Consider the following 12,668-nt stretch of genomic DNA (forward strand, 5'->3'; position numbering starts at 1 on the left):
TCAGCCTACGGCGCAGCGCAGGATCGTCAGGTCGAGCCAGCGGTCGAACTTGCGGCCGACCTCGGCCAGGTGGCCGACCTGCTCGAAGCCCAGGTCCTCGTGCAGCTCGATCGACACCGTGTTGCCGGACTCGATGAGGGCCAGCACGACGTGCACGTCGGGGGCGTCGCAGGCCTCGCCCAGCAGCGACACCAGCAGCTCGCGCGCGATGCCGCGGCGCCGGTGGTCGCGGTGGACGTACACGGAGTCCTCGACCGTGTGGCGGTAGGACGAGCGAGGCCGGAAGGGCCCGTAGCTGGCGTAGCCGGCCACCTGGCCGCCGGTCTCGGCCACCAGCACCGGGTGGCCCGACGTCACGAGGCGCTCGTACCAGCGCACCCGGTCGGCGAGCTCGACGGGCGTCTCGTCCCAGATCGCGGTCGTGTTCTCGATCGCCTCGTTGTGGATGTCCAGGATCGCGGGGAGGTCGGCCGGTGTCGCTGCTCGGATGGTCGCCACGGGTCCATCGTGTCAGGGCTGTGGACGAGCGGTCGACACTTGCGGCCGTGTGGCGCGAGGCTGCGGGCATGGGGGAGTTGATCGCGGCACTCGTCGCCCTGGTCCTGCCGGCCACCGGCCGGTGCGACGCGCTGGCCGCACTCGACGTCGTCCGGGCAGCGGCGTGGACGTCGGGTGACGAGCGGATGCTGTCCCACGTCTACGGTCCGGAGGCGGGCCGCACCGACCTCGCGAGGCTGGACGCCTGGCGCGAGCGAGGGGTCAGGCTCGAGGGCGCGCGCACCGTCCGGGCGTCGTGTCACGACGGGGGCGCGGGCGGTGTGGAGGTCGTCGAGCGCCTGGGACCCACGGTCGCGGTGCTGCCCGACGGCGGGCACAGGACGCTCCCGGCCGACGGCTGGAGCCGGCGGGTGGTCACGCTCGAGCGTGAGCAGGGCAGGTGGCGGATCGCCCGGGTGTCGTGACCCTCAGGCGCCGCGGCCGAGCGCCGTGCGCAGCACCCGGTCGATGCCCGGGTCGGAGAACGAGAACCCGTCGGCCATCAGCGCGGCCGGCCGCAGCCGCAGCGATCCGAGCAGGTCGTCCGCCAGTCCGCCGAGCGCCAGCCGGACGGCGAAGGCGGGGGCGCTCAGCAGCGCGGGGCGCCGCACGGTCGCGGCGAGCGTGCGGGTGAAGTCGCGGTTGGTCACGTCGTCGGGGATCGCGAGGTTGACCGGACCGCTCAGGTCGCCCTCCAGCACGTGGGTCACCGCGGCCACCCAGTCGCGCCGCGAGATCGTCGAGAAGTACTGGCGGCCGTCGCCGAGCCGGGCACCCAACCCGAGCTTGAACGGCAGCACCATCAGCTTGAGCGCCCCGCCGGAGCGATCGAGCACGATCGAGGTGCGCAGGTAGGCGACCCTGGCTCCGGCGTCGACCGCGGGAGCGGCGGCGGCCTCCCACTGCTGGGCGACCTCGGCGAGGAAGCCCGTGCCGGGGCCGGACGTCTCGTCCAGCTCGTCGTCACCGCGGTCGACCCCGTACCAGGACATGCCGGAGCCGGAGAGGAACGCCGGGGGAGTGGGAGCCGCGGCGATCGCCCGGGCCAGGGTGCCCGTGGCGCCGAGGCGCGACGCGAGGATCTCGCGCTTGCGGGCGGGCGTGCGCGGCCACTGCGAGATCGGCGACCCGGAGAGGTTGACGACCGCGTCGCACGAGTCGATGAGCGTCTGGTCGATGAGGCCCTCGGAGGGCTTCCACCATGACTCGTCGCTGCCGGCCGTGCGCCGGACCAGCGCGGTGACCCGGTGCCCGCGCTGGCGCAGGTGATGCGCCAAGGGCGCGCCGAGAAAACCCGACGCGCCCCCGATCACCACGTGCATGGTCAGCCCAGCTCGCCCTCGAAGGCACCGGCCTGCAGGCGCTCCTTGATGGCGGTCAGGAAGCGACCGGCGTCGGCGCCGTCGATGATCCGGTGGTCGTACGTCAGGGCCAGGTAGGCCATCGACCGGATCGCGATCGACTCGGAGCCGTTCGCGTCGGTGATGACGACCGGGCGCTTGACGATCGAGCCGACGCCGAGGATCGCGACCTGCGGCTGGTTGATGATCGGCGTGTCGAACAGGGCGCCGTTGCTGCCCAGGTTCGTGATCGAGAACGTCCCACCGGACAGTTCGTCGGGCAGGATCTTGTTGTTCCGCGTGCGATCGGCCACGTCGGCGATCTTGCGGGCCAGCCCGGCGATGTTGAGGTCGCCGGCGTCCTTGATCGTGGGCGCCAGCAGGCCGCGCTCGGTGTCGACCGCGATCGAGAGGTGCTCGCCGTCGGGGTAGGTGACGGTGCCTCCCTCGAGGTCGAGCGCCGCGTTGACCTGCGGGTACTGCTTGAGCGCCTCGATGGCCGCCTTCGCGAAGAACGGCAGGTACGTCAGCTTGACGCCCTCGCGCTCCAGGAACGCGTCCTTGTGCTTGCCGCGCAGGCGAACGACCTCGGTGACGTCGACCTCGTGCACCTGCGTGAGCTGGGCACCGACCTGCAGCGACTCGACCATGCGCGTGGCGATGGTCTTGCGCAGGCGCGTCAGCTTCTCGGTGCGACCGCGCAGCGGCGAGGGCTCGCTCGACGGGGCGGACGCCGCGGCGGGAGCCGACGACTCGGCAGGAGCCTCGGCGGCCTGGTTCTTCTCGGCCGCGTCGAGAATGTCCTGCTTGCGGATGCGGCCGCCGACGCCGGAGCCGGTGACGGTGGCCAGGTCGACGCCGTGCTGCTTGGCGAGCTTGCGGACGATCGGGGTGACGTAGCCCTCCGACGAGCCGGCGTCGGACGAGGAGGACTCCTCGGCCTTCGGCTCCTGGAGGGTGGTCTCCTCGGGCTTGACCTCTTCAGCCTCGGGCTCCTCGGCCTTCGGCTCCTCGGCCTTCGGCTGCTCGGGCTCTTCGGCCTGGGGCTCCTCAACCTTCGGCTCCTCGGCCTTCGGGGCCTCGGGCTCCGGGGCGGACTCGGACGACGCAGCGCCCTCCTCGCCGATGATGGCGAGTTCAGCACCCACCTCGACGGTCTCGTCCTCCGCGACCTTGATCTCCAGCAGGGTGCCGGCGACGGGGGAGGGGATCTCGGTGTCGACCTTGTCGGTCGAGATCTCCAGCAGCGGCTCGTCGACCTCGACGGAGTCGCCCACGGACTTCAGCCACTGCGTGACGGTGCCCTCGGTGACGGACTCGCCGAGCGCGGGCAACGTGACGGCCTGGCCGCCGGAGGCGGTGGGCTTGGCCTCCGGCTCGGGAGCCGGGGCCTCCTCGTCGGGCTCCTCGGCGGGCGCGGGCTCCTCGGCCGGAGCCGGCTGCGGCTCCCCCTCGGCCTCCTCGGGCACGGGGGCGGGCTCGTCGGCCTGCTGCGGCTCGGCCTCGGCCTGGGCCGACTCGGCGGCGCCGGAGTCACCGGCGTCGGACGACGACTCGTCGGAGTCGCCGATGATCGCGAGCACGGCGCCGACCTCGACGGTGTCGTCCTCCTCGGCGCGGATCTCGAGGATCGTGCCGGCCACGGGGGAGGGGATCTCGGTGTCGACCTTGTCGGTCGAGATCTCCAGCAGCGGCTCGTCGACCTCGATGGTGTCGCCGACGGCCTTCAGCCACTGGGTGACGGTGCCTTCGGTGACGGACTCTCCGAGCGCGGGGAGGGTGACTTCGGTTGCCATAGGGGTTCCTGTTCCGTTCTCAGGCGTGCGAGTGCAGCGGCTTGCCGGCCAGGGCGAGAGCCGCCTCGCCGAGGGATTCGTTCTGGGTGGGGTGCGCGTGGATGAACTCCGCGACGTCGTCGGGGTAGGCCTCCCAGCCGACCCACAGCGTCGCCTCGCCGATCTGCTCGCCCATCCGTGAGCCGAGCATGTGGACACCGACGATCGGGCCGTCCTTCTCGCGGACCACCTTGACGACGCCGGCGGTCTGGAGGATCTGGCTCTTGCCGTTGCCGCCGAGGTTGTACTCGACGGTCTGGACCTCGCCGTGCTTCTCCTTGGCCTGGGCCTCGGTGAGGCCGACCGAGGCCAGCTCGGGCTCGCAGTAGGTGACGCGCGGGATGTTGATGTCGACGATCGGGCGGGGGTTCAGGCCCGCGATCTCCTCGGCGACGAAGATGCCGTGCGCGAAGCCGCGGTGCGCGAGCTGCAGGCCGGGCACGAGGTCGCCGACCGCGTAGACGCCGTCGACGTTGGTGCGCAGGCGCTCGTCGGTGGGGACCCAGCCGCGCTCGACGGTGATCCCGGCCTCCTCGAAGCCCATGCCGGCCGAGCGCGGGCCACGGCCCACGGCGACGAGCACGACGTCGGTCTCGATGGTGTCGCCGTTCTCGAGGGTGACGACCGCGCCGTTGTCGTTCTGCTCGACGCCGGTGAACTTCACCCCGGTCTTGAAGGCGATCTTGCGCTTGCGGAAGGCGCGCTCGAGTCCCTTGCTGAGGACCGGGTCCTCCAGCGGGACGAGCGTCGGCAGGGCCTCGATGATCGTGACCTCGGCGCCGAAGGAGTTCCAGACGGAGGCGAACTCGACGCCGATGACGCTGCCGCCGATGATGACGGCGCGCTTCGGGACCTCCTCGAGCTTGAGGGCCTGGTCGCTGGTCATGACCCGGCCGCCGATCTCGATGCCGAGCGTGCGCGGCTCCGATCCGGTGGCGAGCACGACGTTGGTGCCGGTGTAGCGCTGCCCGTCGACCTCGACGGTCTTGGCGTCGACGAGCTTGCCCTCGCCCTCGACGACGGTGATGCCGCCGGACTTCACGAGTCCCTGCAGGCCCTTGTAGAGGCGGTCGATGACGCCCTGCTTGTAGGCGTTGACCTTCACCATGTCGACGCCGTCGAAGCTGGTGTGGACGCCGATGGAGTCACCCTCGCGGGCGACGTGCGCGACGTCGGCCGCGTGGAGCAGCGCCTTGGTGGGGATGCAGCCTTCGTGGAGGCACGTGCCACCCACCTTGGCCTTCTCGATCATGGCAACGGACTTGCCGAGCTGGACGGCGCGCAGTGCGCACGCATAGCCCCCGCTTCCGGCTCCGAGAATGACGATGTCGAACGAATGGGGTGCGTCGTCGGGCACGATGTCCTCCGGGTAGGTGGTCTGCTGTTCATCTTGTCACCCGTCCGGTGAGGGCCGCCACCGGGGAGTCGCGGTGCGGGTGCGACTCGGGCGAGGTGCACCCCGCGAGTGGGTCCGGTCCGGCAGAATCAAAGTGTGGGCCTCTTCAACCGTCGTCGCCGCACCTCCGCCGGTGCTGTCGTGTCCGACCGTGATGCGACCAGGGCGGATCTGGCCGCGCTGCGCGAGTTCGCCACGACGCGTTCGGGGGTCGAGGCGTTCGTCGAGCCCAAGACCACCGTCACCCAGACCACCGTGGTGTTCGTGGCGGCCGACGGCGAGTGGACCCGGCGCCGCATCCCGAACGAGAAGGCTGCGGCCGACCTCGCCCGCAGCCTGAAGATCCCGGTCTACGACGCCAACCGTGTCGGCTACCCGCAGCGGATGCGCGACTACAACGCCCGTGCCAGCGCGAAGAAGACCAGCGTCGAGGTCGAGCGAGGCGACTACAGTCCCGCGCAGTTCGGCGCGATCATGACGCTCGAGACCATCGCGGGCACCGAGCCGCTGCCGCGCAACCCGTCGAAGTCCGACCTCGAGCGGGTGCTGCGCGCCGCCCGCGCCAAGGCGCACCCCGACCGCACCGGGGGAGACCGCAGCCGCTGGGACCAGGTCGAGCAGGCCGCGCGCAAGCTCGGGCTCTAGCTCCCCGGCCCGCTGAGTTGCACGTTTGGCCAGCGACACGCCGTCTTCACGTGGTGGAACGTGCAACTCAGCGAGTCGGTCAGTGCCAGCCGCGGGGGTCCAGGCCACCGGGGTGGTCGACGGCGGGGTCGTAGGGCTCGCGGCTGAGGACGAACGTCGCCAGGTCGAGCGCGCCGTCGGGACGCACGACGAGCCGCTCCCCGGCGAAGTAGGTGTCGAGGCCGCGCCAGCCGTCGCCGTCGCGCACGAACCGCGACCGCCGGTTGGCGTTGACGTCCGAGAGGTGGAACCCGTCGGCCGTGGGCTCGAGGCGGTACGGCACCGGTCCCCAGTACCAGTCGCCCACGAGCGCGGCCACGTCCGGCGCGGGCTCGACGGCCACGGATGGCTCAGGACGCTGGTCGAGCATGCGGGCCGCGTCCAGCAGGCGCGTGGCCAGGTCGCCGAGTCGCAGCGTGTCGTTCGCCAGCACGACGACGCCCCACCCGCTCTCCGGCTCGGCGATGGCGGTGGCGAGGAACCCGGGCATCGACCCGCCGTGCCCGACCCAGCGCCCCGAGCCGGTGCCGGGCCACACCCGCCAGCCCAGACCCTGGGCGGTCGCCCACGGCACCCCCGGGCGGTCGTCGACGGCGAGGGGCACGGCCATCTCGGTCCACGTCGAGGAAGCCAGGACGTCGCCGGTGTCGCCGGCCGCGAAGGCGGCCCACCGCGCCAGCTCGTCGGCGCTCGCCCACAGCTGTCCTGCCGGGGCCATCGCGCCCGCATCGTGGTGCGGCTCGACCATGAGGCGGCCGTCGGACGGGTGGTGCGACAGGCCCACCGCCGCGCCCGCGGCCGGCGCCTGCGTGACGCCACCCATCCCGAGCGGCTCGAGGATGCCCGCCCGGATCGCGTCGAACCACGAGGTCCCGCGCAGCACCCCGACGAGGCGCCCCAGCACCGCGAAGCCCACGTTCGAGTAGTGGAAGCGGGTGCCTGGCGTGTGCACGAGTCCCAGCCCGGAGCCGATGAGCTCGCCCCAGTCGCCACCCGGCGTGCGCTCCCACCAGGCTCCGTTGGTCTCGGCCTGCAACCCCGACGTGTGGGTCAGCAGCTGCGCGACCGTGACGTGTCCGAACGGCACGTCGGGCAGGTGCCGGTCGATGCGGTCGGCCAGGTCGAGCCGACCCTCGTCGCGCAGCCGCAGGACCTCGACCGCGACGAACGTCTTGGTGATCGAGCCGATGCGGTACTGCGTCGAGGTCGTGGCGGGCGCACCGTCACGGCCGTCGACCGTGCCGACCGCCCCGGACCAGTGCAGGGCGCCGTCGTGCACGACGGCGGCAGCCACCGACGCCGATCCGGAGGCCTCGTGCTCGGCGCGCAGCAGGTCGTCGAACGCCGCCATCGGCGTCAGCCGAGGTCGCGGGCGAGGCGGACGAGCGTGCGCACGCCGGCGCCGGTGCCGCCGACGGGCGTGTAGTCGAACGCGCCACCGTCGTTGAACGCCGGGCCGGCGATGTCGAGGTGCGCCCACGAGGCGTCGCCGACGAACTCGCGCAGGAAGGCCGCCGCGTACATCGTGCCGCCGTAGGGCTTCGGGTTGTGCTGGCGCAGGTCGGCGATCGAGGAGCTGGTCACCGCGGTGCCGATCTCCTCGGTGATGGGCAGGCGCCACATCGACTCGCCGGCGAGCTCGGCGGCGGCCAGCACGCGGTCCTGGAGGGCGTCGTCGTTGCCCAGGACGGCGCTCGTGCGGGTGCCGAGCGCGACCATGGCCGCGCCGGTGAGCGTCGCGACGTCGATCACGTGGTCGGGCTTGGCCTCGACGGCGAGCGCCAGGCCGTCAGCCAGCACGAGGCGACCCTCGGCGTCGGTGTTGTGCACCTCGACCGTCGCGCCCGAGCGCATCCGCAGGACGTCGCCGGGACGGGTGGCGGTGCCGCTGGGCAGGTTCTCGGCGATGCACACGAACGCGGTGACGCGGATCGGCAGACCGAGCCGGGCGATGGCGTTCGTGGCGGCCACGATCGCGGCGGCGCCGCCCATGTCGCACTTCATCGTCATCATCGAGGCGCCCGGCTTGAGCGAGAGGCCGCCGGAGTCGAACGTGATGCCCTTGCCCACCAACGCAAGGTGCTGCTTCGCGCCCTGCGGGTCGTAGGAGAGCTGGACCAGGCGCGGCGGGGCCTCGGAGCCGGCGCCGACACCGAGGATGCCGCCGCAGTTCTCCTTGGCGAGGCGCTTCTCGTCCCAGACGGTGACGCGGACGCCGGCCGGGGCGGCCGCCTTGATCGCGTCGGCGAACGAGGGCGGGCGCAGGTCGCCCGGCGGGGTGTTGACCCAGTCGCGGGCGACGCAGGTGGCCTCGGCGACGACCACGGCCTCGTCGACGAGGCGCTTCGCCGCGGCCTTGCGGGCGTCGGCGCTCAGGATCGTCACGGTGTCGACGACCGTCGTCTTCTTGCGGGCGTCGTCGCCCTTGTACTCGAGGTACTGGTAGGTCGTCAGGACGGCGGCCTCCGCGATGGCGGCGAGGTCGGCGTCGGGCAGGCGGCTGGGGTCGATGCCGATGCGGGTGGCCTTCGGCACGGCCCGCAGGCCCTTGGCGACGGCGCGGCGCAGCTGCTCGGCGGTCGGCTCGGCGGCGGTGGCGACCCACACGGTGAGCTCGGCGTCGCCGCTCGGGACGACGGCGACCTCTCCGGACTCGCCGCTGAACCCGAACGCCTTCCAGGGGATGCCGTCGGGCAGCCCGGAGCCGGAGGGCAGCAGGGCGACGACGGCGTCGACGGTGGGCAGGGTGGCACGCAACTGGACCGTGGACATGCCGCCACTGTAGTCAGCGGTAGTTTGGCTCGCATGGACCTGCTCCAGTCGCCCCTGCGCCAGCGGCACGAAGCCCTCGGCGCCAAGTTCTCCGAGTTCGGCGGCTGGTCGATGCCGCTCGAGTACGCCGGCGGCGGGGTGCTGGCCGAGCACAAGGCGGTCCGCGAGGCCGTCGGCCTGTTCGACGTCAGCCACCTGGGCAAGACGCTCGTGCGAGGCACCGGCGCCGCCCAGTTCGTGAACTCCTGCCTGACGAACGACCTCGCCCGCATCCGCCCGGGCAAGGCGCAGTACACGCTGTGCTGCTCCGACGACGGCGGGACGGTCGACGACCTCATCGCCTACCTGCGCAGCGACTTCGAGGTGTTCCTCATCCCCAACGCGGCCAACAACGCCGAGGTCGTCCGCCGGCTCCAAGCCGCGGCGCCCGAGGGCATCGAGGTCGAGAACCAGCACCGCGACCACGCCGTGCTCGCGATCCAGGGCCCGCTCAGCGACGAGACGCTCACGGCGCTCGGCCTGCCCGTCGACCACGAGTACATGTCCTTCACCACCGGCACGGTCGAGGGCGTCGAGCTCACGGTCTGCCGCACGGGCTACACCGGCGAACGGGGCTACGAGCTCGTCGTCGCGGCCGAGGAGGTCGTGCCGGTCTGGGACGCCGTCATGGCGGCGGGGGAGTCGCTGGGCATCCGCGCCTGCGGCCTGGCCGCCCGCGACACCCTGCGCACCGAGATGGGCTACCCGCTGCACGGGCACGAGCTCTCGGCCGAGGTCAGCCCCGTCATGGCCCGCACCGGCTGGGCGGTCGGCTGGTCGAAGCCCACGTTCTGGGGCAAGGAGGCGCTCGAGCGTCAGCGCGCCGCGAAGACGGTGCGCACCCTGCGCGGCCTGCTCGCCCAGGACCGCGGCATCCCGCGGCCGGGCATGGCCGTCCACGACGACGACGGCGCCGTGCTGGGCGAGGTCACCTCGGGCACGTTCTCGCCGACCCTGCGCCAGGGCATCGGCCTGGCCCTGCTCGAGCCGTCGGTCGAGGACGGCGCCACCGTCCTGGTCGACGTGCGCGGCCGGCCGCAGTCCTTCACCGTCACCAAGCCCCCGTTCGTCCAACCGTCCACCAAGGAGGACTGACATGACCTGGTCCTGGCAGTACGAGAACAGCACCGGCGAAGCGGTCGGCACGTCCGAGGCGTTCGACCAGCGCGCCGAGGCCGAGACGTGGATCGGCACGAGCTTCGAGGACCTGCTGGAGGACGGGGTCGAGCAGGTGCGCCTGCTGGAGGACGGGGCCGAGGTCTACGGACCGATGTCGCTGCGCCCGGAGTGACGCGCCCGGCTCAGTAGTGCTCGGGCAGCGGCTGGCCGACGGCGATGGCCGGCTTCGGCAGCCGCATCCGGCGGATCTGCGTGCTGCGCAGCACCGCGTAGAGCAGCGCGCCGCGGCTCTCGCTCTTGGTGAAGCGCTTCTTCAGCTCGCGCTTGAGCGAGATCAGCAGCCAGACCTCGTCGATGATCGTGGCGAAGATGGTGACGGTCCAGAGGGTGAAGACCACCGAGGACAGCGCCGGGAAGAAGCTCATCACGAGGATGAGCACCAGGATCGGCAGCATGAACTCGGCCACCGTGCGCCGGCGGTCGACGACGTCGCGGGCCAGCGCCTTGGCCGGGCCGCGGTCGCGGGCCGGCAGGTCGGCGGTGGACCCGCCGCCCATCAGGGCCTCGCGCTGCTTGTCGCGGGCGGCGGCGCGGCGGCGGCGCTCACGCTCGGCCTGCTCCTTGCGGGTCAGGGGCCGCTTCATCTGCGCCTTGCGGGCCGCCTCGGCCTCCTTGCGGCTGCGGGTCGGGCCGCCCTTGCGCTGGGGAGTCGGTTCGGCTGCGTCGTTCACGCCATGGACCCTACAAGGGCGGGCCGAGTGCTGGACTGCTGGTTAGGGTGGGGCCATGGCAGAAGGCGGGCTCTGGACACGTGTCGTGCGACTGTTCCGATCGAGAACGGCGAGCGACGGCCCGGACCTCGAGCAGGTGCGTGAGCGCCTCGACGAGGCGTACCGCACCCAGTCGCGCCTGCTGTCCCAGGTCCGTCGCGGCGTGGCCGACGTCGCCACGAGCCGCAAGCGGGTCGAGATCCAGCTGGCGTCGCTGCGCCGCGAGATCGACACCGCCGGCACCGAGGCCAGGGCCGCGGTCGACCGCGGCGACGACGGCGGCGCCCGCCGGGCGCTCGAGCGCCAGCTCGCGCTGGAGAAGGCCGCCACCGAGCTCGACGACCGGCACGCCCAGCTGCGCTCGGAGGAGGAGCAGCTGCTCAACTCGGCGGCGGGCATCGAGCGCCAGATCGAGGACTTCCGGATCCGCAAGGACACGCTGTCGGCGCGCTACTCCGCGGCCCAGGCCCGCAACGAGATCCACGGCGCCACGTCGGGGATCGGCGCCACGGCCGGCGAGGTCGGCCGGGTGATGGCCGACGCCGAGCGGCACACGCGCGAGCTCGAGGCCACCGCCGACGCGGTCGACGAGCTCATGAACGAAGGCATCCTGGCCCGGCCGGGAGAGTCGCAGGACGAGGCGCTGCTGCGGCGCTTCGACGAGGCGCTCGGCTCGGTCGACGAGCCGCGCGGCGTGGAGGGAGACGGCCATGGCCCGCACCAGATTCCGCAGTGACCGGGGGCTGACCCTGCGCATGGGCGGGGTCGGGCTCGGCCTGGTCCTGCTCTACGTCCTGTTCGGGGCGTTCCTGATCAGCGCGACGAACAGCGTGGCGCTGGCCGCGATCATCGTGATCGGCATGTCCTGGGGCCAGTGGTACTTCTCCGACTCGCTCGCCCTCAAGTCGATGGGCGCCCACGTCGTCACTCCGGAGCAGGCGCCTGAGCTGCACGCCATGATCGACCGGCTCGTCGCCTTGGCCGACATGCCCAAGCCGCGCGTCGCGGTGGCGGTCACCGACATGCCGAACGCGTTCGCCACGGGGCGGTCCCCGAAGCACTCGGCCGTCTGCGTCACGACGGGCATCATGCAGCGCCTCGACGCCGACGAGCTCGAGGGCGTGCTGGCCCATGAGCTGGCCCACGTCGCCAACCGCGACGTCTCGATCATGACCGTCGCGTCGTCGCTCGGCCTGCTGGCCGGCTTCCTCACCCGCTGGGGCATGTGGTTCGGCGGCGGCAACCGCGACAAGAGCGGTCCGGCCATGATCGTGGTGATCCTGGTCAGCCTGGTCGTCACCGCCATCAGCTTCCTGCTGACGCGTGCGCTCTCGCGCTACCGCGAGCTCAGCGCCGACCGCTCGGGCTCGTACCTGACCGGCCGGCCCTCGAAGCTGGCCTCTGCGCTGGTGAAGATCTCGGGCGACATGGGCCGCATCCCCACCTCCGATCTGCGCGAGGCGCAGCCGATGAACGCGTTCTTCATCGCGCCGGCCGTCAAGGGCGAGACCGCCGCCGTGCTGATGTCGACGCACCCGCCCCTGCAGGCGCGCCTCGACCAGCTGGCCCGCATCGGCGCCGACCTCACCGAGCGGCGCTGAGGTGGGGTTCCTCGACGGCCTCCTCGGTCGCAGCAAGCCGCCCAAGGCCAACCTCGACGTCCTGTTCTCGGTGCCCCAGGCGGCGTTGACGCTGCAGGCCGAGGGCTTCGCCTTCAGCGGCCACGGCGCCGTCTGCTTCCGCGACGCCGAGGGGCGCGCGGACGACGAGGTGATCGCGTCGGCGCAGGAGATGATCCGCACCGACCCGACCGCGACGGTCGAGATGCACCACGACGAGTTCGGCTTCACCTGGCTCGAGGTCGTCCGGCCCTCCGGCGACGTCAGCGGCCTGGTCACCGACCTGCACGCCGTGAACTCGACGATGGCCGACCAGGGCTTCGACACGTCCATGCTGTGCTCGACGGTGGTCTTCGAGTACGAGGGCCGCCGGCTCGCCCTGGTCTACCTGTTCAAGCGCGGCACGTTCTACCCGTTCGTCCCCGATCCGTCGGCGGCCCGACGTCGTGACAACCCCACCGAGCTGCGGGTGCGGGCCCTGGTCGAGAACGACGTGCCCATCGAGCAGGACCTGGGCCGCTGGCTCGCCATCTGGGGTGCCCCCGGACTGTGACGAT

Annotated in this window: 14 protein-coding genes; 7 read left to right on the forward strand and 7 right to left on the reverse strand. The window is 72.3% G+C overall.

The window, feature by feature from the left end:
- Complete coding sequence (locus tag AFL01nite_RS00230) at positions 1-498, reverse strand: GNAT family N-acetyltransferase (RefSeq protein ID WP_146825084.1); 498 nt, start codon at positions 496-498, stop codon at positions 1-3.
- A 68-nt stretch (positions 499-566) separates the two neighbouring features.
- Between AFL01nite_RS00230 and AFL01nite_RS00235 the strand changes: the two genes are divergently transcribed.
- A complete protein-coding gene (locus tag AFL01nite_RS00235) occupies positions 567-962 on the forward strand; it encodes a hypothetical protein (RefSeq protein WP_146825085.1) in 396 nt (131 codons plus the stop codon).
- Between the two features lie 3 nt (positions 963-965).
- Here AFL01nite_RS00235 and AFL01nite_RS00240 read toward each other — a convergent pair whose 3' ends face one another.
- From AFL01nite_RS00240 to lpdA, 3 genes are read right to left on the reverse strand one after another with little or no spacing between them, the layout of a single operon-like run.
- On the reverse strand, positions 966-1,859 hold the full coding sequence (locus AFL01nite_RS00240; protein WP_146825086.1) for a TIGR01777 family oxidoreductase: 894 nt from the start codon (positions 1,857-1,859) through the stop codon (positions 966-968).
- Positions 1,860-1,861: 2 nt separating this feature from the next.
- The gene (gene sucB / locus AFL01nite_RS00245) at positions 1,862-3,673 is read right to left on the reverse strand and encodes a 2-oxoglutarate dehydrogenase, E2 component, dihydrolipoamide succinyltransferase (RefSeq protein WP_146825087.1); all 1,812 of its coding nucleotides are present in this window, start codon (positions 3,671-3,673) and stop codon (positions 1,862-1,864) included.
- Positions 3,674-3,692: 19 nt separating this feature from the next.
- A complete protein-coding gene (lpdA, locus tag AFL01nite_RS00250; protein ID WP_146825088.1) occupies positions 3,693-5,069 on the reverse strand; it encodes a dihydrolipoyl dehydrogenase in 1,377 nt (458 codons plus the stop codon).
- Between the two features lie 135 nt (positions 5,070-5,204).
- Here lpdA and AFL01nite_RS15415 point away from each other — a divergent pair, with 135 nt between their 5' ends.
- Positions 5,205-5,753 (forward strand): hypothetical protein, encoded by a 549-nt coding sequence (locus AFL01nite_RS15415; protein ID WP_222593336.1) that lies wholly within the window; start codon positions 5,205-5,207, stop codon positions 5,751-5,753.
- 79 nt (positions 5,754-5,832) lie between these two features.
- Here AFL01nite_RS15415 and AFL01nite_RS00260 read toward each other — a convergent pair whose 3' ends face one another.
- Positions 5,833-7,143 carry a serine hydrolase domain-containing protein gene (locus AFL01nite_RS00260; RefSeq protein ID WP_146825089.1) on the reverse strand — a complete coding sequence of 437 codons (1,311 nt, stop codon included), beginning with the start codon at positions 7,141-7,143 and terminating at the stop codon, positions 5,833-5,835.
- Positions 7,144-7,148: 5 nt separating this feature from the next.
- Entirely contained in the window at positions 7,149-8,564 is a 1,416-nt protein-coding gene (locus tag AFL01nite_RS00265) for a leucyl aminopeptidase (protein WP_146825090.1), read from the reverse strand.
- Between the two features lie 33 nt (positions 8,565-8,597).
- Here AFL01nite_RS00265 and gcvT point away from each other — a divergent pair, with 33 nt between their 5' ends.
- Both gcvT and AFL01nite_RS00275 read left to right on the forward strand, forming a co-directional pair.
- On the forward strand, positions 8,598-9,698 hold the full coding sequence (gene gcvT / locus AFL01nite_RS00270; RefSeq protein ID WP_146825091.1) for a glycine cleavage system aminomethyltransferase GcvT: 1,101 nt from the start codon (positions 8,598-8,600) through the stop codon (positions 9,696-9,698).
- A gap of 1 nt (position 9,699) precedes the next feature.
- Positions 9,700-9,894: a hypothetical protein gene (locus AFL01nite_RS00275; protein WP_146825092.1), complete on the forward strand. Its 195-nt coding sequence runs from the start codon at positions 9,700-9,702 to the stop codon at positions 9,892-9,894.
- A 10-nt stretch (positions 9,895-9,904) separates the two neighbouring features.
- On the opposite strand, the gene AFL01nite_RS00280 is transcribed toward AFL01nite_RS00275, so the two are convergent.
- Entirely contained in the window at positions 9,905-10,453 is a 549-nt protein-coding gene (locus tag AFL01nite_RS00280; RefSeq protein ID WP_146825093.1) for a DUF3043 domain-containing protein, read from the reverse strand.
- A gap of 55 nt (positions 10,454-10,508) precedes the next feature.
- On the opposite strand from AFL01nite_RS00280, the gene AFL01nite_RS00285 reads away from it, so the two are divergent.
- The 3 genes from AFL01nite_RS00285 to pspAB are packed head-to-tail and all read left to right on the forward strand — an operon-like array spanning position 10,509 to position 12,664.
- Positions 10,509-11,228 (forward strand): PspA/IM30 family protein, encoded by a 720-nt coding sequence (locus AFL01nite_RS00285; RefSeq protein WP_146825094.1) that lies wholly within the window; start codon positions 10,509-10,511, stop codon positions 11,226-11,228.
- A complete protein-coding gene (gene htpX / locus AFL01nite_RS00290) occupies positions 11,203-12,093 on the forward strand; it encodes a zinc metalloprotease HtpX (protein WP_146825095.1) in 891 nt (296 codons plus the stop codon). Before AFL01nite_RS00285 ends, htpX begins: the two co-directional genes overlap by 26 nt.
- A 1-nt stretch (position 12,094) precedes the next feature.
- On the forward strand, positions 12,095-12,664 hold the full coding sequence (pspAB, locus tag AFL01nite_RS00295) for a PspA-associated protein PspAB (protein WP_146825096.1): 570 nt from the start codon (positions 12,095-12,097) through the stop codon (positions 12,662-12,664).
- Positions 12,665-12,668: the final 4 nt, after the last annotated feature.

The sequence above is a fragment of the Aeromicrobium flavum genome, assembly GCF_007992115.1.
GTDB lineage: Bacteria > Actinomycetota > Actinomycetes > Propionibacteriales > Nocardioidaceae > Aeromicrobium > Aeromicrobium flavum.